The sequence below is a fragment of the Agromyces protaetiae genome (assembly GCF_030866785.1).
Classification (GTDB): Bacteria; Actinomycetota; Actinomycetes; order Actinomycetales; family Microbacteriaceae; genus Agromyces; species Agromyces silvae.
The window spans coordinates 134,638-160,667 of sequence record NZ_CP133018.1; the positions used below are offsets into that span (position 1 = coordinate 134,638).

A 26,030-nucleotide genomic window follows, 5' to 3' on the forward strand; every position below is an offset into this window, starting at 1 on the left:
CTCCCGAGCCGGCGAGGATTCCACCGGGTGCAGAGCTGGGCGTGGAGGGGGGCCGGTCGCCGGGCGATGTCGGTGGGTCGGTGGATACTGGTGCGCATGACGATCTCTCCGCTTGACCGGTTGCACGCCGATCTCGGTGCGCTGGCCGTGGTGTGGGCGCAGGCGCAGCCTGCGTTCGGGGTCGCGAGTGCTGCCGGTGCGGGTGGTGGCGGCGATTCGGGCGCGGGTGTGAGTGGCGGTGCCGGAGCGGGTGCGGGTATGAGTGGCGGTGCCGGAGCGGGTGCGGGTGTGAGTGGCGGTGCCGGTGGCGGCGCGGGTGGCGGTTCCGGTGCGGGTGCGGGTGCGGGTGGTGGTGTGGATGGCTTTGCGGCGTTGAGTGGGCCGGGGTTGGTGCGGGTGGTCCAGGGTGCGGCGCGATTGAAGCGGTCGGTGGAGGCGTTTCTGGCGCTGGCTGGTGCTGAGGTCGCGGCCCGGTCGGCGCCGGAGTTCGGGGCTGAGAGCCTGGCGAAACAGTACGGGCACTCGTCCCCGGCGAAGCTGGTCGCGGCGGTGACCGGGGGCGGGCAGGGTGAGGCGTCCCGGTTGCTCGCGGTCGGTGAAGCGACCCGGCAGCGGGAGTCGTTCACGGGTGAGGTGTTGCCGGCGAAGTTCGCGCACGTCCGGGCGGGGCTTGATGCGGGGGTGTTGAGCATTGAGGCGGCGAATCTGATCACGGGCATGCTGGCCCGGGTCGAGCTGCGCACCGACCCTGGACGGTTGGCCGCGGCTGAGGAGCGCCTGGTGCAGGTCGCGGCCGGGCAACCACTGTCACTGGTCGGCCGGGCAGTCAAAGTTGCCGAAGCGCAGCTGAATGCCGGCGGTCTGGCGCGGGCCGATGCGCGGATGCATGCCGAGCGGTCGGTGACGTTCCGCGAAGACGCCGACGGGGTGTTCCATCTGCGAGCCCGCCTCGACCCGGTCACCGCGGCGCCGGTGAAGGCGGCGCTGGACGCGCTGGTCAGCGACGCACTCCGACGACGCGGGTCAGGCCGGGCGGCTGCCGCCGGCGCGGCTCGTGCTGCGCAGGTGGGACGCGGCACCGATGCCGCCGAGGTCTACACCCGTGACCGCATCCGGGGCATGAACGGTGCCCCCGGCACGAGCTTTGATGGCGATGACGTTGTCGGCGGCGGTGGCGGTGTCACGAACGGTGTCGGTGTCGGTCGCGGTGTCGGTCGCGGTGGCGGCGGCGGTGACGGTCGCAGTGGAACGAGCGGTGCAACGAGCGGTGGCGGTCTCGGTGGCGCCGGCGCTCCTGGCACCGTTGGTGGCGGTGGCCCGAGCGGTGGCGGTGGCACCAACGGTGGTGGCAGCGGCGGCGACGGCCGTGGTGCGGCGCCGGTGATCCAGGACAGGCGGTCGATCCCGCAGGTGCAGGCCGACGCGTTGGCCGAGCTGGCGCGGCACGCGCTGGGCTGTCAAGCCGCACCCGGGTCGGTACCCGCGACCACGATCGTGGTCCGGATGAGTCTCGACGCGCTCCGCGACGGCGTAGGGACAGCGGAGATCGATGGCATCGACCGGCCGATCAGCGCGGGCGCGGTCCGCAAGCTCGCCGCCGACGCCGAACTCATCCCCGCCGTGCTCGGCGCCGACAGCGTCCCACTCGACCTCGGCCGCGGCACCCGCCTGTTCACCCGGTACCAACGCATCGCGCTCATGGAACGCGACGGTGGGTGCGCGTCCTGCGGGGCGAACATCACCTACGCCGAAGCGCACCACATCGACTGGTGGTCCGCCGGCGGCACCACCGACCTGAGCAACGGGGTCATGCTCTGCGCCAGCTGCCACCACCAGATCCACGACCAAGGCTGGCAAATCCGCATCACCGGGCGCGACCGACGCGGGCAGGTCTGGTTCATCCCACCCCCACACCTCGACCCGAAACAGACCCCCAAACTCGGCGGCAAAGCCCGCTTCACCCCCACACCAGGCGCCCCACCACAACCCGACGCTGCTCCCGCAACCGAACCGCGAGGCCGCCCGAACGGCTCCAACCGCTCCGACGGCTCCGACGGCTCCGACCACGTTCGGCGAACGCGCCCTGCAACCGCCAACACCCGAGCGACCAGCCGGAACCGCCGCGCACGACCGGCCATCGAATCGCGCTGAACCGAGCACGCCGACGACGCCGAGCGAGCCAACCTTCGGGCATGCTGGTGGCGCGGAGCGGTCGAGTCGGTTCAGGCATACTGCGGCACCGAGCGATCCGGCCGGCTCGCGTATGCCGACGTGGGCGAGCTGGCGCTCAGCGGGGGAGCCCGGCCACGATCTCCTCGAAGACCTCGGCTGCGCGGGTCCGCACGGCGAGCGGCGCGGACTGGCCCATCCAGAGCGACTGCAGGTCGGCACGGCCGGCCGCACCGGCGGCGGCGCGGAACTGGCCGGTCAGCCAGTTCTGCACCGGGAACGCGGTGACCGACCCCGTGGACTCGATGTGGGCGACCGCGGCGTTGCGTGCACCGCGCGCGAGACGTCCGCTCATCGCCCGCGTCAGCACCGTGTCGTCCGGCGCGGTCGCCACGATCGCCGCGCGGTACGCGTCAGTGATTGCCGACTCCGTCGTGCGCAGAAACGCGGTGCCCACCTGCACACCGTCAGCGCCGAGCGCGATCGCGGCCGCCGCACCTCGGCGGTCTGCGATACCGCCCGCCGCGATCACGGGCACATCGACCGCGTCGACCACCTGCGGGATCAGCGAGAAGGCCCCGACGAGCGAGCGTTCGGCCTCCCGCAGGAACGACGGCCGGTGCCCGGCCGCGTCGGAGCCGGTCGCGACGACCGCGTCCACACCAGCGCCGGCCAGTGCCCGCGCCTCGGCCGGCGTGGTCGCCGACCCGATCACGCGGATGCCTCGGTCTCGACAGTCCAGCATCACCTGCTCGGGTGGCACCCCGAAGATGAAGCTCGCCACGGCCGGGCGCACCTCGAGCACCGCCGCCCACTGCTCCTCGAACGAGGGCAGCACGGCGCTCGGCGCACGCTCGGGAACGGCCACACCCACCGATTCGAACAGCGGACGCAGCGCCTCGGCGGCCTCGGCGAAGTCCGCCGTGCCCTCACGAACCGGCTCCGGCATGGGCAGCCACAGATTCAGGGCGAACGGCCGGGTGGTCGTCGCTCGAAGCGCCGCCCCGACCTCGAGGATCCGGTCGCGGTCGTATCCGTACAGCCCGAACGACCCAAGCCCGCCGAGTTCGCTCACCGCCGCGGTCAACGCCACCGAGGACGCGCCGCCGAACGGCCCCAACACCACGGGATGGGTGACCCCGAGGAGGTCGGTCAGCTCGCCCTGCGCCGTCATCCCTCCATCTTCCTCCCGGCGGCTACCAGATGACGGCGATGCCGGCGTTCGCCAGCGAGAGCACGCCGATCGCCCAGAAGATCCCGGTGGGCGCGCGCTCCCCAGACTTCCGCTGGCGCGCGTTGCCGATGCCGATGAGTGCGCCCAGCACGATGAGGATCGCGAACTTCACGCCGATCTTCGCGTAGTCGAGCTCGATGCCCGCCGGCCACGGCGCCGCGAGTGCGAGCCCCGTCACGAGTGAGATGAGCAACCCGACGTCCATGAGCCGGTTCGTCCGGAATCGCCGGGTCGCCGCCTCGGTGACCCACGCGCCGAACGTGATCGCGAATCCGACGATGTGGAGCAGGACGACGACGTCACGCAGCGTTTCCATTGGCACTCAGCTCTCTTCTCTCTCGCTCACTTGCGCACTTGCCCTCCACTCTGTCACGGCCGCACGTCGCACCCCGAGCGCGGGCCGGGCGTGGGCGCGGAAACCGACTTTCGATGGAGCGGCCGGCACCGACGGTGGTCAGGAGTGGGCCGCGGCCGGACCCGCGAGGTCCTGATACTGCGAGTTGCTCGCGATGAACGCGGCGACGACCGGGCAGCGCACCGTGAGCGGAACGCCCCGCCCGCGGAGGTCGTCGAGCGAGACGGCGATCAGGGCGCTCGCGATGCCGCGCCCACGGAACTCCGGGAGGACGGTGGTCGTCAGGACGACGACCCGGCCGTCCTCCTCCACGAAGCGGAGGTTCGCCACCTCGCGGTCGCCGATCGTCGCCGAGAAGAGCCCCTCGTCGGCGAGCCGGCGCACCGCGATCTCCGCCTCCGCCTCGGCCGACGGCGAGTCCACGGCGTCGAGGGCATCCGCCGTCACCTCGTCGACCAGCGCCGCCTGCCCCTCGTCGAGCAGCCCGGATCCATCGGGGTAGCCCGCCTGGTCCGGATACTCGAATCGCCCACCGTCATCCGCCTGGTTCGCCGCATTCATGTCGTCCCACTCCCTGCACTCGTCTCGCGCGTCGCCGCCACGTGTCCGCCCGCGGCCGGCGTGTCTTCATCAGTGAAGACCGAGTGGACCCGACGAGTGTGACGCGCCGCCGGTCGCGGGCCCGGTCGAGCGGATCCGCTCGCGACGCCCGGGCACCCCGTCGGTGACCGGATGCCACGTGCCGTCGCGCGCGACCTCGTACGCTGGGAACGCGCATGGCATGTCCTCATCAGCGAAGCCTGAGCGGATCCGGCGGGTGTGACGTGTCGCCGGTCGCGTGCCCGGTCGAGCGGATCCGCTCGCGACGCCTGGGTATCCCGTCGATGACCGGATGCCACGTGCCGTCGCATGCGACTTCGTATGCGCGGGACGCGGCCATCGTGTCCTCATCAGTGAAGCCTGAGCGGATCCGGCGGGTGTGACGTGTCGCCGGTCGCGTGCCCGGTCGAGCGGATCCGCTCGCGACGCCTGGGTATCCCGTCGATGACCGGATGCCACGTGCCGTCGCGCGCGACCTCGTACGCCCGGAACGCGCACGGCAGCCCGTGCGCCGTGAGCAGGTCGGCCGAGTCCATGAGCTGGAAGTGCAGGTGCGGCGACGTCGAGTTCCCGGTGTGGCCGACCCGGCCGAGGAACTCGCCGGCCCGTACCTTCTGCCCCCCGGTCACCGCGACCGTCCCGGGCGCGAGGTGCGCGAACCCCGCGAACACCTCACCGTTCGAGGCGTCGCGCGAATCGCGCGAATCGCGCGCGTCGTGAGCGGCGTCAGCGCCGCCCTCGGCGGAGGCATCCGTCGCCCTGAGGATCACGTGGTTCCCGAGGATCGCGGGCACCCGGTCGGGCGTGAAGGTCATCGCGGTGCGGAACGCGCGGAAGATCTCGCGGGCCGGGTTCACCCACTGCCGTTCGGCGACGCCGTCGGAGGCCGTCACGACCTCCGCGTCGAACGGCGCATGGATCGGCTCGCCCCACGCATAGCACTCGCGCGTGCGACCGCCGATCGTCTCCGTGCGCCACGACCGCGCGGGGTGCACGTGCACGCCCGGCCGGTCGTCGACGCGCACGAAGTCGAACGCGTACCGCTGGCCCAGCAGATCGGTGCCGTGGCTCGGCACCCGGTGCGCGGGCGTCGTGACCGCCATCCACCCCGCGCCGCGCAGCGGGAAGTCGACCACCAGCGGATGCCGCCGTGCATCGTCCACAGGTCTGAGGCGCACGCTCAGCGTGGCGTGCGGTGCCCGCCGCCCGTGTCGAGGTCGTCGCCGGCCTCCAGGTCGGGCCCGTCGCTCTCGGTGATGTTCGCGCCTTCGAAGAACGGGTCCACGCCGAGCTCGCGGTCGTGCTCGCGACGGAGGCGGGCCTGCTCAGCGTCGTCGTCGGGGAAGTCCCGGTCGTCGTGTTCGGGGGTGTCCGTCATGGCGCGTCCTCCTCGGTCGGTGATCGCCAGCGTAGGCGGGTGGGCTGGTCCGTGTCAGGGCCTTGCGTTCGCGTCGTTCACCACCCGCCGCGGGTCGGGGTGTGCCCGTCCCGTGCATCCTCGGGCATCGCCATCTCGGCTCTCAGCCCGAGCAGCCGCACGGGCCGCCCCGGCTCGATGCGGTCGGCGGCCAGGCCGAGGAACCTGGTCAGCACCTCGTCGCGATCCGAGGTCGAGGGGACTCGCCTGCTGAAGGTCTTCGTGATGAACGGGGCGTACCGGACCTTGAGGGTGATCGCCACGACCGGGCGGCCTTCGGCCGAGACATCCGTCAGCACCGCGTCCGCGAGCACCCGCAGGGCCGCCTCGACCTGCGGGGGATCCGCCAGGTCCTGCTGGTAGGTCGTCTCGCGGCTGTGGCCGCGAGCGACCCAGGGTGTGTCGTCGACGACGGATGCCCCGTCGCCACGCCCGAGCTCGGCGTACCAGGGCCCCATGCGGGGACCGAACTCGGCGATGAGCACGTCGTGCGGCGCGGCCGCGAGCTCGGCGACGGTGCGGATCCCGTGCGCGGCGAGCCGCTTCGACACCTTCGACCCGACACCCCAGAGCGCGATCGTGGGTCGATCGCCCATCACCTCGAGCCAGTTCTCGCGCGTGAGCCGGAAGACGCCCTGCGGCTTGCCGAACCCGGTCGCGACCTTCGCGCGCACGAGCGTGTCTCCGATGCCGACGCTGCAGTGCAGCCGGGTCTGCTCGAGCACCGCGCGCTGCACGTCACGCGCGTACGCCTCGGGGTCGTCGGTCGTGACGCCGACGAAGGCCTCGTCCCAGCCGAGCACCTGGACGGTCGCGCCGGGTTGCGCGCGCAGCGTCGCCATGACCTGGTCGGACGCCTCGCCGTAGGCTTCGTGGTCGACCGCGAGGATGACCGCATCGGGAGCCTTGCGGGCGGCGATGCGCAGCGGCATGCCCGAACCGACTCCGAACTCGCGCGCCTCGTACGAGGCCGTCGAGACGACCGCGCGCTCGTTCGGATCGCCCCGTCCGCCGACGATGACCGGCTTGCCGGCGAGCTCGGGGCGCCGCAGCACCTCGACCGCCGCGATGAACTGGTCGAGGTCGACGTGCAGCACCCAGGGGGTCGGGCGTCGGCTCACGCGACCAGTCTGGGTGACCACCCGCGGCGCGCGCCAGCATTGGCTCTGGCCGCGACGCCTCCCACTCGTTAGCATGGCGATAAATGGAAACGCGTTGTAGCTAATCGCGGATGGTGGGATGCATGGTGGGTTCAGTCGATGCGACGTCGGTGCGCATCGACGCGGGGCGGGGCGGCAGGATCACCTCCCTGCGTCACGCCGGCGTCGAATGGCTGAGTTCGACCACCGGGCCGTCGGGCGAGCCCGCGATCATGCTGTCGGGCTGGGACGAGATCGCACCGAGCATCGCGCCGGCGCACACCGACTCGGGCCGGCGGACCGCGTCGCATGGCGACCTCGTCAGGGCCGCATGGACCGCGGGCGACGACGGGTGGCTCGTGGCCGCGTTCTCGAGCCTGCACGGCACGTTCGCGCGGCGCGCGACCGTGACCTCGGACCGGATCCGCCTCGACTACCGGATCGCGACCGACGATGACGAGGCCCTGCTCTGGGCCGCGCATCCGATCCTCGACTGGCATGCCGGGACCGAGATCGTGATCGAGGGCGCCGAGGAGTCGGCCTGGATCCGAGTCGACGATCCCGGCCGGCCCGTGACCGCGGCTGCGCTCAGGCGCGCCGTGCGCGACCTCGATCCGTCGGCGAGCGGCAAGTACTTCCTGCCGGCCGAAGCCCGGCCCAGTGCGGCGCTCGTGCGGCGCACGGACGGCCGTGTCCTACGGCTTCGCTGGGACCCGGATCTGGTGCCCCACCTCGGCCTCTGGCTCGATCACGGTTCGTGGGGCGGGGCTCCGGTGTTCGCGATCGAGCCCACGACGGGCTGGGGCGACTCGCTGGACGAGGCGCGCGCGGCGGGCCGGATCATGCGCGTGCGGCCAGGCGAACCGCGCACGTGGTGGATCGAGATCGACGTTCCCAAGGAGGAACCATGAGTGAGCACGAGGTGAGCGGCCGGCGCATCCTCGTCACCGGCGCCGACGGCCTGATCGGCCGGCACGCGGTGCGGAGACTGCGCGAGCTCGGGGCGGACGTCGTGGCGTTCGCCCGGCGGTTCCGCACCCTCTCGGAGGCCGACGCCGAGCTCGTCGTCGGCGACACCCGGAACCCGGACGACGTCGCGCGCGCGGTGGCGACGGGCGTCGACGCCGTCGTGCATCTCGCGGCGATCTCGCACTGGACGAAGGGCACGGCGGTCGAGGTCTTCACCGCCAACACCGCATCGACCTTCACCGTGCTGGAGACGGCGGCTGCGGCGGGCGTCCGGGACTTCGTGGTCGCCGGAAGCATTCAGGCCAACGGGCTGGACGGCAATCCGGCGCGGCCGCTGCCCGCCTACTTTCCCATCGACGTCGGCCTCCCGGGCGAGGTCGCCGACGCATACTCCCTGTCGAAGACCGCGGACGAGCTGACGGCGGCGATGATCTCCACACGGTGGGGTGCGACGGTCATCACGCTCCGCTTCCCGCTCACCACGGATGCTGAGGAGCTGGCGGAGTTCCGCCAGGCCTGGTCCGACGATCCCGAAGGCGGGGTCAGGCTCGGCTGGGCGTACCTCGACGTCCACGACGCCGGCGACGTGATCGCGCGCGCGCTCGCGCTCGGCGGCGTCCGCGCCCCGATCGTGCACGTCGCCGCACCGGACACGCTGATCGGCGGCGACACGATGCGGTTGCTCGCCACCTACGCGGACGGCGTGCCGGTCCGACGGGAGATCCACGGCGACAGGGTCCCGCTGGACCTCGAACCGGCCCGCGCGCTCGGCCTGCTCCCGTCGGCGACCTCGATGAAGGAGATGCGATGAGGATCACGTCGGTCGAGACGTTCCCGATCTCGGATCGGCAGCTGCTGGTCAAGATCTCCACCGACGCCGGAATCGCGGGCTGGGGCGAGCCGACGCTCGAGACGTGGACGCGACCGGTCGCCGCGACCGTGGAGCAGATGGCCGAGTATCTGATCGGCAAGGACCCGCGCCAGATCAACCGGCACTGGCAGGTGCTCACGCGCGGCGGCTTCTACCGCGGCGGGCCCGTGATGGGCTCGGCCGTCGCCGGGCTCGACCAGGCGATGTGGGACCTGCTCGGGAAGTCGCTCGGCGCGCCGGTACATGAGCTGCTCGGCGGCGCCGTGCGCGACGCGATCCGGCTGTACGCGCACGCGAACACGGACGACCGGCTCGGCGATCCGGCCCGCGCGGCCGCGCTCCTGCGCGACGGCTGGACGATGGTGAAGCTCGTGCCGTACCTCAGCGCCGCGCCCCTCGAGACGCCTGGCTTCACGGAGCGGTTGGTGAGCGATCTGCGTGAGCTCCGGACCGTCGTGGGCGCCGAGGTCGACCTCGCGGTCGATCTGCACGGCCGGCTCTCGCTCGCACAGTCCCGGCGGTTCCTCGACGCGACCGCCGATCTCGGCCTGGTGTTCGTCGAGGAGCCCCTTCGCCCCGAGCACACCGGTCTCGTCGGCAGGCTCACGTCCGCGACGGCGACGCCGATCGCGTTGGGGGAGCGCCTCTATTCGCGGGCCGAGTTCCTGCCGGCGCTCACGGCCGGGGTCACGGTCGTGCAGCCGGATGTCTCGCACGCCGGCGGGATCTCCGAGGCGGTGAGGATCGCCGCGATGAGCGAGCCATTCGACGCGCTGCTCGCGCCGCACTGTCCGCTGGGGATCGTCGCGTTCGCCGCGTGCGTGCAGGTGGACGCGGTCGCGCCGAACTTCCTCGCGCAGGAGTGCATCGTGAGCTTCGACGGCGCGAATCCCGACACGGATCTCAGCTTCCTCCTGAATCCAGACGAATGGATGCCCCGTGACGGGTACCTGCCGTTGCCCACGCGTCCCGGGCTCGGCCTTGAGATCGACGAGGCGGCCGTGCGCGACGCGGCGCGCCACGACCGCACCGATCCGGGCGTCCGGCTGTGGTGGTCCGACCCGCGTGATCAGGGCTACCGCGAGTGGTGATTTGTGATTATTGAAATCCGACTCCATTTATTGAGGATTGCGTGTAGCGTGAGGGCATCGCGGCCGACCCGGGCCCACGATCCCGCAACACGTCACTCGAAGGAGAGCATCGTGCACAGCAGCAAGAACAGGTGGGCCGCCGCAGTCGTCGGCATCGCCGCCTCCGCGTTGGTCCTTTCCGCCTGCTCGGCGGGTACGGGAGGCGAGTCGACCGAGGGGGTCGAATTGACGGCGTGGGGCGCGCAGACGACGACCGACGCCACGAAGGCCATGATCGAGGCCTACGAGGAGGAGACCGGCAACACCATCAACCTCGAGATCATCCCCGACGGCTTCGACGAGAACCTGCTCACGCAGTGGGCGACCGGGGCCCGGCCCGACATCCTCTTCGGACAGCCGCTCCAGGGCGCGCTGCTCAAGCTCAATCCGACCAAGAACCTGCAGGATCTCTCAGACATGGCGTTCGTCGAGTCGACGAAGTTCGGCCTGGAGGAGGCCGGCACCGTCGACGGCGTCCACTACACGGCCACCTATGGCTTCCCGACGCTGTTCGGCCTGTTCTCCAACACCGAGGTGCTCGCCGCGAACGGCCTCGAGGTGCCGACCACGCAGGCCGAGCTCGACACCGCGATCGCGACCCTCACGGCCGCGGGCGTCCCGGCGTTCGGCGTGACGGGCGGCGACGCCTGGACCACCCAGCTGCCGTTCTTCACGCGCGTGACCGACGCCGTCGCCGACGGGCTCGTCGAGGAGATCAACACGGGCGAGGCCGAGTGGACCGACCCGCGCGCGGTCGAGGCGCTCGAATGGGTGCAGGGCCTCGTCACGAACGGCAGCACGAACCCGAACGCGAGCACGGCGGTCTTCGGCGACGATGCGGCCATGCTCGAGAACGGCGAGGTCGCCTTCGTCGCGCAGGGCACATGGCTCACGCCCGCGTTCACCGGCGGGCTCGAGAACATCGAGTTCACCGCGTTCCCGAGCGAGAGCGGCGCCGTCATGTGGCACTCCTCGAACCTCGTCTCCATCCAGCTGCCGATCACGGGCGATGAGACCAAAGAGGCCGCGGCCCGCGAGTTCGTCGACTTCGCCACCGTCGGCGACGGGTACCAGGTCTACCTCGAGGAGACGGGCGAGCCCTCGGTCATCGAGGGCGTCGACGACCCCGCCGACCTCGACCCCGTGCAGCAGAAGATCGTCGCCGCGTTCGAAGGGTCGATCCCGAGCATCGACACCCAGTCGGCCGCATCGCTGGGCGACTTCCCGGGCCTGATGGGCCAGCTGATCGCCGGCACGCTCACGCCCGAGCAGGTCGCGGAACAGCTGCAGCTGCAGTTCGCGGACAACGCCAAGCAGGCCGGAATCGAAGGCTTCTGACCGTGGGCGGGCCGGGGGCGTGAAGCCTCCGGCCCGCGCACCGTTCCAATGACGACCGGCCGAGCGCCGAGAGAGACGAGAACCACATGGCGTGGCTGGCCAGGATGGGCCGGGGGTACTCCCGGGCGCTCGGGGGACTGAGTCGCGGGGAACAGGCGCTCATGCTCGCCCTGCCACTCGCGTTCTTCGGCGTCTTCTTCCTCGTTCCGAACGTGCTGAACCTCGGGCTGGCGTTCACCGACTGGTCCTCCTACCGGGACGAGATCCAGTTCACTGGGCTCGAGAACTTCCAGTACCTGATGTCGACCGACACCCTCGGTCACGGTCTGCGCGTGACGCTGACGTACACGGTGCTCGTGGTGCTGTTCCAGAACCTGCTGGGGCTGGGCTTCGCCCTCGCGCTCGAGCAGAGCACCCGCGCGAATCGAGCCATCCGCGCGCTCATCTTCATCCCCGTCCTCATCTCGCCGCTCGCCGCGGGGTACATCTTCCGCGGTCTCCTCGCGTACGACGGCGTCTACAACCAGATCCTCAGCGCCCTCACCGGCCAGGAGGTGCGCATCGAGTGGCTCGGCAGCGTCGAGTGGACGCTCGTGATCGTGGCGGCGATCCACGCGTGGAAGTTCTTCGGCCTCACGACGCTGTTCTACATCGCGGGGCTGTCGACCGTGCCGGGCGAGCTGACGGAGGCCGCGCGCCTCGACGGTGCCGGCTACTGGCAGACGTTCTTCCGGATCAAGTGGCGGATGATCTCCGCGGCCGTCACCATCAATGTCGCGCTCGCGTTCATCGGCACGCTCAACTCCTTCGAGGTCATCCTGGCCACGACCGGCGGCGGACCGGCACGGGCGACCGAGGTGCTCAACATCTACGTGTTCCAGGAGTTCGGCAACGGCGTGTTCGGGCGGGCCACGGCGATGACCCTCGTCCTGTTCCTCACCGTGCTCGTGCTGGCCGTCCCGCTCATCTCCTTCCTGCGCCGGCGAGAGGTCCAGGCATGACATCCACGTCCACGCGAGCGACCGCGTCCACCCCCACGCCGACGGCCACTGGCGCGCATTCCGGCGCACCGATGCGGCCGGTGACGCCGGGGAACACCCACGTGCTCGCGCGACGTCGGCGCCGGCGCGAGGGCCTCCGCCTGAGCCTCACGCTCATCGCGGCCCTCGCCCTCGTCGGGCTCCCGCTGTACGTCCTCGTGATCACCGCCATGAAGCCGGTCGACGAGGCACGTCGCGTCACGATCGACCCGCCGACCCAGTTCGCCTTCTTCGACAATCTCGCGACCGTGCTGGAGGACGGCACCGCACTTCGCGGCTTCATCAACAGTTGCATCGTCGCGGTGCCGACCATCCTGATCACTCTGCTGCTCGCCGCGTGCGCGGCCTGGGTGTTCGGGCGCTCCCGGTCGCGGAAGCTCAACATCCTCTACTACGTCGTGATCACGGGCATCATGCTGCCGCCGGCGATCATCCCGACCGTCCGCGTCCTGCAGACCCTGGGGCTCGACGGCAATCACGTCGGACTCATCTTCTTCTACTGCGGCACGCAGTTGGGCGCCGCCGTCTTCCTCATCACCGGATTCGTGAAGGGCGTGCCGTACGAGCTCGAGGAGGCCGCCCGGCTGGACGGGGCCGGTCCGCTGCGGGTGTTCTGGTCGGTGATCCTGCCGTCGCTGCGTCCGGCGGTGCTCGTCTCGGGCGTGTACCTGACGCTGACCGTCTGGAACGACTTCTTCTACGCCTACTTCGTGCTGAGCACGCCCGCGCAACGGACCATGCCGCTCGGGCTCTACGGCTACGCCTCCGCGAACCTGTTCCAGTACAACTGGGGGCTGGTGTTCAGCTACGTGCTGCTCACGAGCGTGCCGATCGTCATCGTGTTCCTGCTCGCCCAGAAGCGGATCGTCTCGGGCCTGCTCGGCGGCGCCGGCAAGTGAGCGGCGGCGACCGGCCGGGTGGGTGGGCCGGCGGTCTCGTGAGCTCGCGCGTCGACGTGTCAGCGTGCGGGCGGGTCACCGCGTGAGGTCGTAGCAGGCCGTCGCGGTGTCGCGGAGCATCGCCGCGCGCTCGGCGGGGTCGAAGCCGGCGATCGCGCGTTCGAACGTCTCCCAGACCTGCGCGTAGGACACGCCCTCGGGCTCGACCGGGAAGTTGCTCGCGAACACGACCCGCGCCGGGCCCGCGAGCTCCAGCGCGCGAGCGATCAGCGGGTCGATCCGCTCCGGCGTCCACGCTGCGTCCACCATGCCGAGGCCCGAGATCTTCAGGATGCCTCGGGGTGCGGCCTGCAGCACGGCCGTGAGGCCGTGCGCCCACTGCTCGCGCCGCGCCTCGTCCTTCGGCACGCCGGTGTGGTCGATGACGACCCGCAGGTCCGGCGCCTCGCGCAGGAGCGCCGCGGCCTGCTCGAGCTGCTCCTGCCAGACGAGCAGTTCGAAGACGAGGTCGCGCCGCTCGAGCTCCTGGAGCCCGCGCAGGAACGCGGGGTCGTCGAGCAGGTTGATGCGCGGGACATCCGCTCGCTCCGATCGCGGATCGAACCACGCTTCCTGACGGATGCCGCGGAAGACCGGGTACGCCGCGTGCCGGTCGAGCACGTCCCCGAGCGCGTCGCTGCGCAGGTCGGCGTAGCCCACGCAGGCCGTCGGCATGCCCTCTACGTCGTGCAGCTGCTGCATCCAGGCCGTCTCGGCGACGGGGTCGCTCGCGTGGTCGACCTCGGCCTGCACGTGGACGATGCCCGCGAGCTCGACGGCGGCCGTGTCGCGGCGCCACTCGGCCGCGCCGTAGCTCGCCGGGAGTCCGGCCGCGTCGGCCGACTCGAGCCACGGGTAGCGGAAGCGCGTTCGATCCCACAGGTGCATGTGCGTGTCGACGACGCCCACGCCGGCTGCACCGGTCGCGCCGGCTGTACCGGTCGCGCGGTCGGCATCAGTCGAAGTCAAAGCGCGCCTTGCCGTCGGGGCTCATCGTGACCAGCCCGCCGTCGACCAGCAGGTCGGTGCCCGTGACATAGGTGGCGTCGGGGCCGAGTAGGTAGACGATCGCGCCCGCGGCCTCGTCGGGTTCACCGCATCGGCCGAGCATGCAGTACTGGCCCCAGCGGGGATCCCACGTGTCGCGGTCGCCGCCCGCCGACCGCTCGAGGACGTCGGTCCAGATGTACCCGGGGCTCACGCTGTTGACCCGGATCCCGTCGGCGCTCAGGTCGAGCGCCTGGCAGCGCGTGAGCGAGAGCACCGCACCCTTGACCGAGTTGTAGGTCCAGCGGTCCGCTTGCGCGACGTGGCCGGAGACGCTCGCGACGTTGACCACCGCGGGCGCGGTCGAGCGTCGCAGCGCAGGGACGGCGAGCCCGACGAGCCGGGCAGGCGTGATCAGGTTGGTGTCGACGGTCGTGACCCACTCGGCGCGTTCGGCGGCGACGCCGGCCATGACGAATGCGGCGGCGTTGTTGACGAGCAGGTCGAGCACGTCGTGCCGCTCGCTGAAGGCGGCCATGACCCGCTCGGGCGCGTCGGGGAGGCCGAGGTCGACCACGCACGGGCGGAACCGGTCGCCGAGCTCGTCGGCGACCGCGGCGAGGCGTTCGGCGTTCCGGTCGACGCCGAGCACGACGGCGCCTTCGTGCACGAGCCGGCGCGCGGTGGCCTCGCCGATGCCCGATGCCGCGCCCGTGACGATCGCGGTCCGGCCGCCGAAGCGTTGCGGCACGGCCGGCGCGTCCTCGAGTGTCGAGGGGTCGTTGAACGTGGTGAGACTGCTGAAGCGCCCGTCTTCGACCCGGAAGAGATTCACTCCCGTGAGCGGGAAGGTGCGGCCGGCGTGATCGCGGAAGCTCGCCTCCCAGGAGATCGCGGCCTCGCGGTCGTCGCCGAGCACAGCCCCCATGCGCACCTCGAGGCCCGGGAAGCGTGCTGCGCTGGCCGCGTAGAACTCCCGGATCGCCTCGCGCCCGTGCACGGTGCCGGACGGCCCGCTCCAGACCGCATCGGGCGTGAAGAAGCCGAGGATCGCGTCGAGGTCTCGCGACTCCTCTGCATCCCAGTAGCGGCGAGCCAGTTCCGCGATCATGGCGGGTCCCTTCGTTGCGACGACGAACCCAGTCTAATTCATACTGTGCGACTCGAACAGTACTTATCTGAAACCGCGGTCCTCAGCCGCGCCAGGCCCTCGTGACGTCGGATGCGGCTCGCACCACCTTATCCTTGAGCGCCCGATCGATCTGGGCCGCGCGGATCGACGGCGCGCTCAGCGCGATCGAACCCGCCACCCGGCCGGTGGGGTCGAAGTACGCGGCTGCGACGCAGCACACGCCCTCCTCGAACTCCTCGTTGTCGAGCGCGTATCCGCGGCGACGCGTGAGGTCGATCGCGCTCCGTGCGTAGGCGATGCGCTCGTCGCCGCGGGTGGTGGTCCGCGACAGGCGGGCGAGCTGGCTCTCGAGCTCCTGCGGTTCGAACTGCGCGAGGATCGCGCGCCCCGAGGCGCGTCGGTCCTCGTTCCCCGAGTAGCCGACGCTGAGGCCGCTGATCCGCAGCGACTGGGGGCTCTCGGCCACGAAGCGCACCACGGCGGCACCGTCTTCGAGGCACGTGAGGTACACCGTCTCCCGGGTCTGCGCGGCGAGCTCGCTCACGATCGGCTCGGCGACGTCGATGACGTCCGCGGCATTGGTGAGTGCGCTCGCGAGCACGCCGATGCGGTAGCCGATCGCCACCGAACCGTCGGCGCGGCGGCGCAGGTGGCCCTCCGCGACGAGCGTGTTGACGATGTGGTAGGTCGAGGAGAGATTGTGGCCGAGGATGCGGGCGATGTCCCGGACCTGGAGCGGCCGGTCGCTCTCGGCGACGATGTCCAGCACCCGGAGCGCGCGCTGGACGGTGAGCAGCCGCGTGCCCGATTCCTCTGCGATCTGAGCCATGCGCACCTTCTTCGACGTGGGGTTCGGGATCCCCGCCAGCGTAGCGCCGCGCGCCCCCTCTTCACTCATATCCACATTACCGCTTGCTATATCTGGACCCAGCATCGCATTATATGAATCAGACTGTTCGAAATATGGAGTGCCATGCCTCGCTACGACCTTGACCCCGAGTCCGCCTACCGCCGGATGCTCGAGATCCGAACCCTCGAGACGCGGGTGCACGAGCTCTCGCTCGCGGGTGAGATCGCGGGCTCCGTGCACCTCTGCCTCGGTCAGGAGGCGATCCCGGTCGGCGCGATGGCGGCGCTCGAACCCGGCGACCTCTCGTTCGCGACCTACCGCGGTCACGGTTGGGCGATCGCGTCGGGCGCGCCGCTCGCCGCGGTCATGTCCGAGATCTTCCACCGGGTGGACGGCACGAACGGCGGCCGCTCCGGCTCACCCCTGCTGAGCCATCCGGCGAGCGGGTTCATCGGCGAGAACTCGATCGTCGGCGCCGGCTACCCCATTGCCGCCGGCGCAGCGCTCGCACTCGCGGCACGCGACAGCGGGGCGGTGGCGATCACCAGCGTCGGCGACGGTGCCCTGAACCAGGGCGCCACGCTCGAGGGGATCGCCTTCGCGGCCGGCCTTCGCCTCCCCGTCATCTTCGTCTGCGAGAACAACGGCTGGTCGGAGATGACGCCGACCGCGCAGACCGTCGTCACGCCCGACCTCGCCACGCGAGCGCGTGGATTCGGCATCACCGCGCTGACGGTCGATGGCGACGACCCGTTCGCGGTCCGGGACGCGACGGCCGAGGCTGCGTCGCGCTGCCGCGCCGGCGAAGGGCCCGTCTTCCTCGAGTTCACGACCTCGCGGCTCAGCGGGCACTACACGCGGGACATCGAGCACTATCGGCCCGCAGGCGACAAGGCTGCAGCCGTCGAGGCGGACCCGCTCGCACGCCTGAGGAACTCCGGGCGCATCGCCGACGACGTCATCCGGCGGATCGACGCCGACGTCGCCCAGCGCGTCGAGGACGCCATCGAGGCGGCCCGCCGCGCGCCCGAGCCGGACCCGTCCACCGTCGCGGACCACCTCTACGGCGAGCCCGTCGAACTGGCGCCGCTGATGGTCCAGCCCGCGGCGGAGCGCACGTACCAACGCGCGCTCAACGACGCGCTGCGACAGGAACTCGAGCAACGAGAGGACGTCATCGTCTACGGCGAGGACGTCGGGTTCGCGGGCGGCATCTTCGGGGTCAGCCGCGGCCTGCAGAAGACGTTCGGGCGGAACCGGGTGTTCGACACCCCCATCGCCGAGGCTGCGATCCTCGGCTCGGCCGTCGGGTCCTCCATGACCGGGCTTCGCCCGGTCGTCGAGATCATGTGGGCGGACTTCGTGTTCGTCGCGCTCGACCAGCTCATCAACCAGGCCGCGAACGTCCGATACGTCAACCGCTCCGCACTCTCGGCGCCGATGACGGTCCGCATGCAGCAGGGCGCCACGCCCGGATCGTGCGCGCAGCACTCGCAGAGCATCGAGGCGATCCTCGCCCACGTGCCCGGCATCAAGGTCGGTCTCGCGAGCAGCCCGCAGGACGCCTATGACATGCTGCGCGCGGCGATCGCGGATCCCGACCCGACGGTGCTGATCGAGCATCGCGCGCTGTACCAGACGACCGGCGAGGTCATCCGGTCGGAGGCGCCGGCACAGCGCGCCGAGGGTGCGCGGCTGCGCGCCGACGGCTCGGACGCCGCGATCATCACCTGGGGCACGATGGTCGACGAGGCGCTCGCCGCCGCCGAGGAGCTGCGTTCCGAAGGCGTCGAGGTCGCCGTGCTCGATCTGCGCTGGCTCCGGCCGCTCGACGAGACCGCGATCGACGCGGTCGTCGCACGCGCCGGCGGCCGCGTGGTCATCGCGCACGAGGCCACCACGACGGGTGGCGCCGGCGCGGAGGTCGCCGCCGGCATCCTCGAGCGCAGCACGGATGCCTCCAGCCTGAAGCTCCGGCGCATCGGCACCGACGCCCTCCGCATGCCGTCGTCCCCGCGGCTCCAGGAGGCCGCGGTCCCCGGTCGTGCGGACCTCGTGCGGGAGCTTCGCGACGTCTTCGCGCTCGCCTAGCCTGTGGTCATGGACTTCCTGGTCGAGACGACCATCGACCGGGCGCGGTTCGAGGCGGAGGCCGCCGACCGCACCGCCGTGCTCGAGGCCGAACAGGTCAGGGCCGCCGCGCTCGCCGCGGCCGGCCTCCTGCTGCGGCTCTGGCGACCCGCCGATCGCGCCGACGAGTGGTGCAACCTCGGGCTCTGGCGTGCGCAGGACGCGGACGCCCTTCGCACGGCGCTGGAGAGTCTGCCGTTGGCCGAATGGATGGCCTGGGACATCCGCCCCCTCACCGACCACCCGAACGACCCGCGCCGCTCGGCACCGAACTCCGGGAGCACCGCATGATCACCGGCATCCTGCACCACGGCATGACCGTCTCCGACCTCGACCGATCCGTCGCCTGGTATCAGGACGCGCTCGGACTCGAGCTCGTGCACCGGCAACGACAAGAGAACGCGTACACCCAGACGCTCGTGGGCGTGCCCGGTGCCGTGCTCGAGGTCGCGCAACTGGCCGTGCCGGGAGGCTCAGGGACCCGCTCGAGCCATGACGTCGAACTGATCCAGTATGTCGTCGGCTCGACCGGTCGCGGCGAGGACGAGGTGAGCGATGTGGGCGTCGCGCACCTCGCGTTCCTGGTGAACGACATCGAGGCGGCGGCGGCCAGGGTGGTCGCCGCGGGCGGGCGACTCAGGAATCCGCCGGTCGAGGTGACCGCCGGAGCGAACCGCGGCGGGAAGGCGTGTTACTTCCACGATCCCGACGGCAACACGCTCGAGCTCATGCAGCGCCCGGCGGTCTCCGCGTGACGGGCGTCGGAGTGGCGGTCGTGACCGGCGCGGCGGGCGGCATCGGCGCCGAGGTGGTGCGCCGGCTCGTGCGCCGGTTCGGCACCGTCGTCGCGGCCGACCTCAGGGGTGCGGCGACCGAATGGGATTCGGCGGCCGTCGTCGGCGTGGACTGCGACGTGTCGTCCACCGACAGCGTCGAGGGCGTGGTCGCGCTCGCCGGAACGCGCGGTGAGCTGCGGGCCGTCGTGACCTGCGCCGGCGTCGTCAGCGTCGGAACGCTGCCCGAGACCACGGACGACCAGTGGGACGGCGTCCTCGACATCAACCTCGGCGGCACCATGCGCGTCTGCCGGGCTGCGATCCCCCGCCTCGCGCCGGGGTCGGCCATCGTCACGGTGGCCTCGATCAGCGGACGGACGGCATCGACCTTCGCCTCGCCCGCGTACGTCGCGTCGAAGGCGGGCGTCATCGGCCTCACCAAGAGCCTCGCTGCGCAGCTCGGCGAGGCCGGGATCCGGGTGAACGCCGTGGCGCCGGGCATCATCGACACCCCGATGATCGCGTCCTACGGCGACGACCGGAAGGCGCTGCTTCGCTCGCGGATCCCCGCGGGCCGTCTCGGCGCGGCCGAGGACGTCGCGCGGACGATCGAGTTCCTGGCGACGCCCGACAGCGACTTCGTCACCGGCGCGGTCATCGACGTCAACGGTGGCCAGTTCATCGCCTAGCGTTCCTTACGAGTTCCGACGACGTGTGAGGGGGTGCGGGCCGAGGCCCGCACCCCCTCACGTGTGCGATCTGCGTGTGGTTATCCGAGCGTGCGCCGACGACGCAGGACGACCGTCGTGAGCAGCGCCCCGAGTGCCAGCACGGCGAACGCGAGCGCACTCAGAAGGGTGCCGTCGAAGCCGGTGCTCGCGAGTGCGCCGGTGGAGGACGCGGGCGACGAGCCTGCGCCGGCCGAGTCGCTGCCGCCGGTGCCGGATCCGCCCGTGCCGGGTCCGCCGGTGCCGGGTTCGCCGGTGCCGGGTCCGCCGGTGCCGGGTCCGCCGGTGCCGGGTTCGCCGGTGCCGGGTTCGCCGGTGCCGGGCTCCTCACCCGAGTCGGCGAGCGTCCACCGGATGCTCGGGTCCCATGCGACGGAGTCGAAGGCGATCGTGGTGCCACGGTTGACCACGAAGCTCACCCGGCTGCCCTCCTCGAGCGCGGTCTCGATGAGCGGGGTCTCGATCGCCTCGCCCGAGGGGACGGTCACCCAGCCCGTCTCGGGCCAGACCTGCACGTCGTCCACGAGCACCCGGACACGTACGCCGTCGCCGCCCGGGCTGCCGACCGAGATCCGGCTGGGCAGGATCTCGCCGGCGCCGTCGACGTGACTCGTCCAGACGCGCACGGAGTCGGCGGTCATCGACGGGTGCTGCCACGCGTCGCCGATGGTGAGGTACCCGGGCGCCGACCAGCGACTCGTCCGCTCGTCCCAGGTCAACGGGGTGACACCGCCGGCCTCATGGGCCTCGTACGACCAGCCGCGCCCGCCCTGCTCGCGCGTGAAGTCCGAGCTCGCGGTGGTCGAGACCACCTCGGCGAGCGGCGACTGGTTGCCGTCGCCGTCCACCGCGCGAACCGTGTACTCGGCTTCGGCGTCGCCGCCCTCGATGAACGCGTACGCCGCCTTCCCCGAGGTCGCGACGACCACGCCGTCCTTCAGGACCTCATACTTGGAGACCCAGTTGTCGTCCACCGCGTGCGTCCAGGTGACCGCGATGCCTTCGAAACCCATCTCCGTGGCGGGCGTCGCGGTGACCTCGGTCGGCGCAGCGGGCGGCGTCGTGTCGGTCTGCGCACCGGGGAAGTCGGTGACGTTCAGCCACACGAGATCGCCGCCCCAGTTCTGCGCGGTGATGCCGTCGGCCATCCACTCGGCGCCCGTCTTGGTCGACGTCGCGAGACTGTTCTGGAAGGTCACCGAGTAGTCGAGCTCCGGGTCGAGACCCTTCGGGTAGACGGTGACGCCGTCCTCGACGAAGTTGTCCCGCGCCGGGACGATCACGCCCGCGGTGTTGTCGCTGTTCATGCGCTGCACGAAGTAGATCTGCTCCTCGCCGACCACTTCGGGGTGGTACAGCTGCGACCAACGGCCCGCGAACTCGTTCGCCTTCATGAACTGCATGATGTCGACGTACTTGGTCCAGAGCTGCGTACCACCCGGATCCTTGAGCAGCGTCCAGCCGTTCCATTCCATGCCGCGCTGCATCTGGGCGACGATGGCGGTCTGGTCCGGCCCGAAGTCCCAGCCCCAGAACTTGTCCTGCGGGTAGAGGAACGACGGCGTCCAGCTCGACCACTGTCCTGGCGCGCCATCCGTCACCTGCACGAGGTCGCTGTTGTGCACCGACGCGAGGTTCAGGATGTTGCCGCCGCACATGTTCACATTGACGCCGGCTTCGGGGTTCGCCTCACGGAAGTCGGCCATGAGCTGGTAGAAGTTCTCGTTCGCGTGGATCGGGTTGACGCCCCATCCGTCGAAGCTCAACCCGCCCATGTCCTGACGCCAGATCCACGGCCCGAACTCATCGGACTTCTCGTTGAGGAGATCGAGCATCCAGGCGACCGCGTCGTCGTTGTCCATCCGCAGACTGCCCGCACCCCACTCGCAGAACGAGTGGACGTCGCGCGTCACCCGCCAGTCGGGGTTGTCCTGGTACACGGCCGAGTCGGGTGAGGCGTCCCACGGCGGAAGCCACACCATGTAGCCCATCTCGTTCTTGGCGCTGAACGATCCCAGCTCGCCGAGATCGGCGCCCGTGGAGTTCACCCAGTCGCCGGTGTGGTTGATGTTGCCCTCCTTGCCGTGCCAGCCGGCGTCGAGGTGGTTGATGTCCGCGCCGATCGCGCGCCAGCCCTGCACCATGTCGAAGAGGCCCTCGTTGGTGAACGAGCCGAGGTCGGTGTTCCACGGCGCCGGGAAGTTGTACGGCTTCGCCGCGGCGACCCAGTCGTCGTTCGTCAGGTCCCACTTGTGGCGGTACTGGAAGTTCTTGTACATGTTGCCGGCGTCGTCGAGGTCGCCGGCGAATGCGACGAGGTGCGCGGTGCCCATGGTCCATGTCTCGTCGGCGGCGATCGTCAGGCCGTTCGCCCCGTAGGCGTCGACGATGATCGAGCCGCTCGAGGTCATGCGGGTGAACGTCGACCCGGTGTAGCTCCAGCCGGTGAGCAGGCCGTCGTCGTGCTGCACGTCGCGCACGATCACCTCGGGCAGGTAGTCGAGCGACCCGACGTACTGGGTCTGCAGGTCGAGCACCCACCCCGGGCCGGGAACCACGGTGTGCGGCTTCAGCGAGTTCGGGGAGTTGTACCCGCCGGTGAAGTAGGTGACCTCGGCGTCGCCTGCGGCGAAGCTGTCGGTGAGCGCGGTGTGGTTGAGCACCAGCGGGTCGGAGACCACGAGGTCGCCGCCGGAGATGTTCGTGTAGGCGAAGTGCTGCTCGATCGCGGACTCGCCGGCCCAGACCGAGTAGTTCGCGTCGACGCGGAACCGCGCGTTCTCGACGGTGATCCGCAGATCGGCACGGTCGATCACCCCGTCGCCATCCACGTCGACCGTGGTGCACGCGTCCTCCACGAGCTCCCAGCCCGGGCTCGAGCCCTGGTGCTCCACGCGCGGAGAGGACTCCGCGATCTGGAACTCGGGCGCGGGAGCAGACGGCGACATCAGCTCGCGGCCGCTCACGAGGTTGGTCAGCGCGGTCTGCTGGAACCGGCCGTCCGCGCTCAGGGTGAGTTCCTTGCTGATGCCCTCGTTCGCGAGGGTCCAGGTGCCCTCGGCGGCGTCGCGCTGCACGCTGGGCCCGCACTCGGTGACGTCCGCCGCCGCCACCGTCGTCGAGGCGACGGTGAAGCCCGTCGCCAGCAACGCGCCGACGGCGACCGTCGCCGCCACCCGTCTTCTCTGTTGTCGCATGTCTTCCCTCTACTTCGTCGTAGCCGGCCGAACCTCGGCCCTCAGGAAGACGCTAGCCAGAATGTGTATGAATCTGGAAGACGATTCGGTTATATGAAATGACGCAGACCGTGATCGGCCTCCACGTGGTCCGCCCGCACAGTTCCGGTTCGAGGCGGCGTGCATGACGCTGCGGGCGCTACGCTGCGGGCATGCGGCGACTCAGGTACTCCATCAACGTGACGCTCGACGGGTGCGTCGACCACCGTGGGCCCCGGGCCGATGAGGCGCTGCACCGGTACCATGCCGCCTCGCTCGCGCGGGCGGATGCGCTGCTGTTCGGGCGGGTGACCTACCAGATGATGGAGGAGGCCTGGCGCCCGCCAGCCTCGGACGCGATGCCCGACTGGACGCGGTCCTTCGCGCGCATGATCGACGGTGCGAAGAAGTACGTCGTGTCGACCACCCTCGACCACGTCGACTGGAACGCGGAGCTCGTGCGCGGCGACCTCGGTGGCGCCGTGCGCACGCTGAAGGACGAGCCCGGCGGCGAGCTCTACGTGGGTGGCGTGACACTCCCGACCGCGCTCGCCGAGCTCCGCCTGATCGACGTCTACGAGTTCGTCGTGCACCCGAGGGTCGCCGGTCACGGCCCTCGTCTACTCGACGGGCTGTCCACACCGCTCGACCTCGAGCTGGTCGGCCGTGAGGAACTCGGCTCGGGCGGCGTCGTGGCGATGCGGTACGAGCCGCGAACCTGATCGCGACGCTTCCGTCGTCACACGAGTCGGGCGGGCTGCGCCTTCGGCGTGTGTGTTCGTCGTTGCCATCGAGTCGCCCCCCGCCCTGCACCGGCATGGCACCTGCCGCGTCGCTTCAAGGGCCCGACCGCGCAGCGCCACGTCGGCGGTTTTCGGACTGGGTGGGTGCCGAGCGCCACCCGGAGGGCGAGACGCTCGCGAGCCTCGGCGGGCCGCGGGCCTGACGCCTGACCCGTGACGCTGAGATCCGAGGCCGCGCCCCGAGGCATCCGTCTCGCCCTCGACCTGTGCCAAGCTCAGATCCCATGGCACAGGTCGACTGCTCGGCAGGCGCTCGCGCACCGCACCCGCGGCCTGCGCATCGGCAGTGGCGCTACGTCGGACTCGTCGCGGCCGGAGGTGCGCTCGGCACGTCGCTGCGCGCCGCGGTGACGTTGCTGGTGCCCGAGGTCGACGTGTTCCCCGTGGCCACGTTCGGCGTCAACCTCGTCGGCGCCTTCGTGCTCGGTGTGGTGCTCGAGGCCTTGGCCCGGTCAGGGCCGGACGAGGGGCCGCGCCTCGGCGTGCGGCTCTTCGTCGGCACGGGAGTGCTCGGCGGGTTCACGACCTACAGTGCGCTCGCGACGGCGACCGCCGAACTGACCTCGGCCGGGTCGACCTGGTGGGCGATGGCGTACGGGTTGGGCACGGTGCTGCTCGGTGCGGTCGCGAGCGTGGGCGGTATCGCCCTCGGCGGACTCATCGGGCGTCGACGGGGAGCGGCATCGTGACGCCGTGGCTGTTCCTCGTGATCGCGGCGGCGGGCGGCGTCGGCGCCGCGCTCCGGTTCGTGATCGGCGGCATCGTCACGGGGTGGACCCGCCGCCCGTTCCCGGTCGCGACCGCGCTCATCAACCTGACCGGCTCGTTCGCGCTCGGTCTGCTGACCGGCGTCGCCGGCAACGGATGGCTCGCGCCCGAGGTGACCGCGATCGTCGGCGTCGGCCTGCTCGGCGGGTACACGACGTTCAGCACCGCGAGCGTCGAGACCGTCCGTCTCGCCCAGGAGCGCCGCTACGGCGCCGCCCTCGGCTACGGCCTCGGCAACCTCGTCGCCTGCTCCGCCGTCGCGCTGCTCGGCATCTGGCTCGGCTCCCTCGCCTGATCGACCGCCCCCGCAGCTTGAGTAATCCATTAACTGCCGGGATGATGGTCCCGAACCGGAGGACGACATGGCTGAACCGCGTCGCCGCGCGGCCCGCGAGACCACAGGCGCGACGCGCCAAGTGACGATGGACGACGTCGCGCGCGAGGCCGGGGTCTCGGTCGCCACGGTCTCCAACGCGCTGCTCGGGCGCGGACGCATGCTCGACAGCACCCGCACGCGCGTGCTCGGCATCGCCGCCCGGATGAACTACACGGTCAACCAGAACGCCCGGAATCTGCGCACCGCGCGCGCCGGGGCGATCGGGGTGCACCTCCCGGAGAACAAATCGGGCCTCGCGTACTACATGGACTTCTGCTTCGGTGTCGTCGACGTCGCCGAGGAGCACTCGCTCGCCGTCACGCTCATCCCGGGAGGCCGACCGGAAGTGGCGTTGCGCGCCCAGGTCGACGGGTTCGTGCTCGTCGATCCGCCCGTCGGCGATGTGGTCGTGGAGGCGATCCTGACCACCGGCAAGGCGGTGGTGAGCGGCGACGGCACCCCGCCCGGGCTGCCCGAGCCGAGCGGGCTCGTCGCCTCTGACCATCGCGCGGGCATCCGCGCCGTCCTCGAGCATCTGACCGAGCGGGGCGCTCGACGCGTCGCGCTCATCTCGGCGGGGAGGAGTGCGCGCTGGTCGGCCGATGTGGAGGACGCATACCTCGAGTGGTCGAGCGAGCACGACCGCGAGCCGATCGTGGTCGGCGGCTCTCGCCTGGTCGATGCGGCGACCGTCGAGTCGCTGACCGACTCGTTGCTGGACGGTCCGAAACCCGATGCGATCGTCGCGGTGCCGATGGATGCCGCCGTCGGCGTCGTCTCGGTCGCTCGCGATCGAGGTCTGGACGTGGGGTCGGAGCTCCTGGTCGCGGGGTACACCGACAGTCCGTCGCTGTCGGTGAGCATCCCGCCGATCACCGCCGTCGACGCCGCCCCGCGCGAGTTCGGGCGCGCGTGCGCACGCATGCTCGTGCGTCAGCTGGCCGACGCGGACCGGCCCGTGCCTGGCGAGGTGGAGTCGTTCCCGATCGCCTTCGTGGAGCGGGCCTCCACCCGCGGCGCCCGGGTCGAGTGAGCTGACCCGATCGCGCACTCGCGCCCGTCCCG

25 protein-coding genes are annotated in these 26,030 nt (G+C 71.0%); 15 read left to right on the forward strand and 10 right to left on the reverse strand.

The genetic code is table 11. From position 1 onward, the window contains the following. Positions 1–96: 96 nt before the first annotated feature. Positions 97–2,151: an HNH endonuclease signature motif containing protein gene (locus QU602_RS00650; protein ID WP_308798192.1), complete on the forward strand. Its 2,055-nt coding sequence runs from the start codon at positions 97–99 to the stop codon at positions 2,149–2,151. A 136-nt stretch (positions 2,152–2,287) separates the two neighbouring features. On the opposite strand, the gene QU602_RS00655 is transcribed toward QU602_RS00650, so the two are convergent. The 6 genes from QU602_RS00655 to QU602_RS00680 all read right to left on the reverse strand — a co-directional run bounded on the left by QU602_RS00655 (position 2,288) and on the right by QU602_RS00680 (position 6,872). After that, positions 2,288–3,343: an NAD(P)H-dependent flavin oxidoreductase gene (locus QU602_RS00655; protein ID WP_308798193.1), complete on the reverse strand. Its 1,056-nt coding sequence runs from the start codon at positions 3,341–3,343 to the stop codon at positions 2,288–2,290. A gap of 22 nt (positions 3,344–3,365) precedes the next feature. After that, positions 3,366–3,719, reverse strand: coding sequence for a Fe-S protein (locus QU602_RS00660; RefSeq protein WP_308800238.1), 354 nt, complete (start codon positions 3,717–3,719; stop codon positions 3,366–3,368). A gap of 138 nt (positions 3,720–3,857) precedes the next feature. Beyond that, complete coding sequence (locus QU602_RS00665) at positions 3,858–4,319, reverse strand: GNAT family N-acetyltransferase (RefSeq protein WP_308798195.1); 462 nt, start codon at positions 4,317–4,319, stop codon at positions 3,858–3,860. Between the two features lie 389 nt (positions 4,320–4,708). Further along, a complete protein-coding gene (locus tag QU602_RS00670; protein WP_308798196.1) occupies positions 4,709–5,521 on the reverse strand; it encodes a M23 family metallopeptidase in 813 nt (270 codons plus the stop codon). Between the two features lie 17 nt (positions 5,522–5,538). Beyond that, the gene (locus QU602_RS00675; RefSeq protein WP_308798197.1) at positions 5,539–5,736 is read right to left on the reverse strand and encodes a hypothetical protein; all 198 of its coding nucleotides are present in this window, start codon (positions 5,734–5,736) and stop codon (positions 5,539–5,541) included. 77 nt (positions 5,737–5,813) lie between these two features. Then, positions 5,814–6,872, reverse strand: coding sequence for a DNA polymerase IV (locus QU602_RS00680; protein WP_308800239.1), 1,059 nt, complete (start codon positions 6,870–6,872; stop codon positions 5,814–5,816). 146 nt (positions 6,873–7,018) lie between these two features. Between QU602_RS00680 and QU602_RS00685 the strand changes: the two genes are divergently transcribed. The 6 genes from QU602_RS00685 (at position 7,019) to QU602_RS00710 (ending at position 13,161) form a co-directional block, all read left to right on the forward strand. Continuing rightward, complete coding sequence (locus QU602_RS00685; RefSeq protein ID WP_308798199.1) at positions 7,019–7,825, forward strand: aldose epimerase family protein; 807 nt, start codon at positions 7,019–7,021, stop codon at positions 7,823–7,825. Next, positions 7,822–8,694, forward strand: a complete 873-nt coding sequence (locus QU602_RS00690) for an NAD-dependent epimerase/dehydratase family protein (RefSeq protein ID WP_308798200.1) — start codon at positions 7,822–7,824, stop codon at positions 8,692–8,694. The genes QU602_RS00685 and QU602_RS00690 overlap by 4 nt, the downstream gene beginning before the upstream one ends. Continuing rightward, positions 8,691–9,845, forward strand: coding sequence for a galactonate dehydratase (gene dgoD, locus QU602_RS00695; protein ID WP_308798201.1), 1,155 nt, complete (start codon positions 8,691–8,693; stop codon positions 9,843–9,845). The genes QU602_RS00690 and dgoD overlap by 4 nt, the downstream gene beginning before the upstream one ends. A gap of 111 nt (positions 9,846–9,956) precedes the next feature. Beyond that, a complete protein-coding gene (locus QU602_RS00700; protein ID WP_308798202.1) occupies positions 9,957–11,222 on the forward strand; it encodes an ABC transporter substrate-binding protein in 1,266 nt (421 codons plus the stop codon). A gap of 86 nt (positions 11,223–11,308) precedes the next feature. Then, entirely contained in the window at positions 11,309–12,223 is a 915-nt protein-coding gene (locus QU602_RS00705; RefSeq protein ID WP_308798203.1) for a carbohydrate ABC transporter permease, read from the forward strand. 80 nt (positions 12,224–12,303) lie between these two features. Continuing rightward, positions 12,304–13,161, forward strand: a complete 858-nt coding sequence (locus tag QU602_RS00710; protein ID WP_308798204.1) for a carbohydrate ABC transporter permease — start codon at positions 12,304–12,306, stop codon at positions 13,159–13,161. A gap of 75 nt (positions 13,162–13,236) precedes the next feature. Here the strand turns inward: QU602_RS00710 and QU602_RS00715 are convergent, their stop codons facing one another. The 3 genes from QU602_RS00715 to QU602_RS00725 all read right to left on the reverse strand — a co-directional run bounded on the left by QU602_RS00715 (position 13,237) and on the right by QU602_RS00725 (position 16,148). Then, the gene (locus tag QU602_RS00715; protein ID WP_308798205.1) at positions 13,237–14,169 is read right to left on the reverse strand and encodes an amidohydrolase family protein; all 933 of its coding nucleotides are present in this window, start codon (positions 14,167–14,169) and stop codon (positions 13,237–13,239) included. Beyond that, positions 14,156–15,298: an SDR family oxidoreductase gene (locus QU602_RS00720; RefSeq protein WP_308798206.1), complete on the reverse strand. Its 1,143-nt coding sequence runs from the start codon at positions 15,296–15,298 to the stop codon at positions 14,156–14,158. Before QU602_RS00720 ends, QU602_RS00715 begins: the two co-directional genes overlap by 14 nt. Before the next feature lie 82 nt (positions 15,299–15,380). Continuing rightward, positions 15,381–16,148: an IclR family transcriptional regulator gene (locus QU602_RS00725; protein WP_308798207.1), complete on the reverse strand. Its 768-nt coding sequence runs from the start codon at positions 16,146–16,148 to the stop codon at positions 15,381–15,383. A gap of 144 nt (positions 16,149–16,292) precedes the next feature. On the opposite strand from QU602_RS00725, the gene QU602_RS00730 reads away from it, so the two are divergent. From QU602_RS00730 to QU602_RS00745, 4 genes are read left to right on the forward strand one after another with little or no spacing between them, the layout of a single operon-like run. Next, positions 16,293–18,260, forward strand: coding sequence for an alpha-ketoacid dehydrogenase subunit alpha/beta (locus QU602_RS00730; protein ID WP_308798208.1), 1,968 nt, complete (start codon positions 16,293–16,295; stop codon positions 18,258–18,260). 9 nt (positions 18,261–18,269) lie between these two features. Next, positions 18,270–18,590 (forward strand): muconolactone Delta-isomerase family protein, encoded by a 321-nt coding sequence (locus QU602_RS00735; protein WP_308798209.1) that lies wholly within the window; start codon positions 18,270–18,272, stop codon positions 18,588–18,590. Continuing rightward, positions 18,587–19,054 (forward strand): VOC family protein, encoded by a 468-nt coding sequence (locus QU602_RS00740; RefSeq protein ID WP_308798210.1) that lies wholly within the window; start codon positions 18,587–18,589, stop codon positions 19,052–19,054. The genes QU602_RS00735 and QU602_RS00740 overlap by 4 nt, the downstream gene beginning before the upstream one ends. Then, the gene (locus QU602_RS00745; RefSeq protein WP_308798212.1) at positions 19,051–19,764 is read left to right on the forward strand and encodes an SDR family NAD(P)-dependent oxidoreductase; all 714 of its coding nucleotides are present in this window, start codon (positions 19,051–19,053) and stop codon (positions 19,762–19,764) included. Before QU602_RS00740 ends, QU602_RS00745 begins: the two co-directional genes overlap by 4 nt. Positions 19,765–19,844: 80 nt before the next feature. Here the strand turns inward: QU602_RS00745 and QU602_RS00750 are convergent, their stop codons facing one another. Further along, positions 19,845–23,000: a hypothetical protein gene (locus QU602_RS00750; RefSeq protein WP_308798213.1), complete on the reverse strand. Its 3,156-nt coding sequence runs from the start codon at positions 22,998–23,000 to the stop codon at positions 19,845–19,847. Positions 23,001–23,191: 191 nt separating this feature from the next. Here QU602_RS00750 and QU602_RS00755 point away from each other — a divergent pair, with 191 nt between their 5' ends. The 4 genes from QU602_RS00755 to QU602_RS00770 all read left to right on the forward strand — a co-directional run bounded on the left by QU602_RS00755 (position 23,192) and on the right by QU602_RS00770 (position 25,998). Then, positions 23,192–23,740, forward strand: coding sequence for a dihydrofolate reductase family protein (locus QU602_RS00755; RefSeq protein ID WP_308798214.1), 549 nt, complete (start codon positions 23,192–23,194; stop codon positions 23,738–23,740). A 305-nt stretch (positions 23,741–24,045) separates the two neighbouring features. Beyond that, positions 24,046–24,510: a fluoride efflux transporter FluC gene (locus QU602_RS00760; RefSeq protein ID WP_308798215.1), complete on the forward strand. Its 465-nt coding sequence runs from the start codon at positions 24,046–24,048 to the stop codon at positions 24,508–24,510. Next, positions 24,507–24,884, forward strand: coding sequence for a fluoride efflux transporter CrcB (gene crcB, locus QU602_RS00765; protein WP_308798216.1), 378 nt, complete (start codon positions 24,507–24,509; stop codon positions 24,882–24,884). The genes QU602_RS00760 and crcB overlap by 4 nt, the downstream gene beginning before the upstream one ends. Before the next feature lie 67 nt (positions 24,885–24,951). Continuing rightward, complete coding sequence (locus QU602_RS00770) at positions 24,952–25,998, forward strand: LacI family DNA-binding transcriptional regulator (RefSeq protein WP_308798217.1); 1,047 nt, start codon at positions 24,952–24,954, stop codon at positions 25,996–25,998. The last annotated feature ends 32 nt before the right edge of the window (positions 25,999–26,030 follow it).

Coding starts and splice junctions, on each gene's coding strand:
- QU602_RS00650 (WP_308798192.1), top strand. CDS start 97: ATGACGATCTCTCCGCTTGACCGGTTGCACGCCGATCTCGGTGCGCTG.
- QU602_RS00655 (WP_308798193.1), bottom strand. CDS start 3,343: ATGACGGCGCAGGGCGAGCTGACCGACCTCCTCGGGGTCACCCATCCC.
- QU602_RS00660 (WP_308800238.1), bottom strand. CDS start 3,719: ATGGAAACGCTGCGTGACGTCGTCGTCCTGCTCCACATCGTCGGATTC.
- QU602_RS00665 (WP_308798195.1), bottom strand. CDS start 4,319: ATGAATGCGGCGAACCAGGCGGATGACGGTGGGCGATTCGAGTATCCG.
- QU602_RS00675 (WP_308798197.1), bottom strand. CDS start 5,736: ATGACGGACACCCCCGAACACGACGACCGGGACTTCCCCGACGACGAC.
- QU602_RS00685 (WP_308798199.1), top strand. CDS start 7,019: ATGGTGGGTTCAGTCGATGCGACGTCGGTGCGCATCGACGCGGGGCGG.
- QU602_RS00690 (WP_308798200.1), top strand. CDS start 7,822: ATGAGTGAGCACGAGGTGAGCGGCCGGCGCATCCTCGTCACCGGCGCC.
- dgoD (WP_308798201.1), top strand. CDS start 8,691: ATGAGGATCACGTCGGTCGAGACGTTCCCGATCTCGGATCGGCAGCTG.
- QU602_RS00705 (WP_308798203.1), top strand. CDS start 11,309: ATGGCGTGGCTGGCCAGGATGGGCCGGGGGTACTCCCGGGCGCTCGGG.
- QU602_RS00720 (WP_308798206.1), bottom strand. CDS start 15,298: ATGATCGCGGAACTGGCTCGCCGCTACTGGGATGCAGAGGAGTCGCGA.
- QU602_RS00725 (WP_308798207.1), bottom strand. CDS start 16,148: ATGGCTCAGATCGCAGAGGAATCGGGCACGCGGCTGCTCACCGTCCAG.
- QU602_RS00730 (WP_308798208.1), top strand. CDS start 16,293: ATGCCTCGCTACGACCTTGACCCCGAGTCCGCCTACCGCCGGATGCTC.
- QU602_RS00735 (WP_308798209.1), top strand. CDS start 18,270: ATGGACTTCCTGGTCGAGACGACCATCGACCGGGCGCGGTTCGAGGCG.
- QU602_RS00740 (WP_308798210.1), top strand. CDS start 18,587: ATGATCACCGGCATCCTGCACCACGGCATGACCGTCTCCGACCTCGAC.
- QU602_RS00750 (WP_308798213.1), bottom strand. CDS start 23,000: ATGCGACAACAGAGAAGACGGGTGGCGGCGACGGTCGCCGTCGGCGCG.
- QU602_RS00755 (WP_308798214.1), top strand. CDS start 23,192: ATGCGGCGACTCAGGTACTCCATCAACGTGACGCTCGACGGGTGCGTC.
- QU602_RS00760 (WP_308798215.1), top strand. CDS start 24,046: ATGGCACAGGTCGACTGCTCGGCAGGCGCTCGCGCACCGCACCCGCGG.
- QU602_RS00770 (WP_308798217.1), top strand. CDS start 24,952: ATGGCTGAACCGCGTCGCCGCGCGGCCCGCGAGACCACAGGCGCGACG.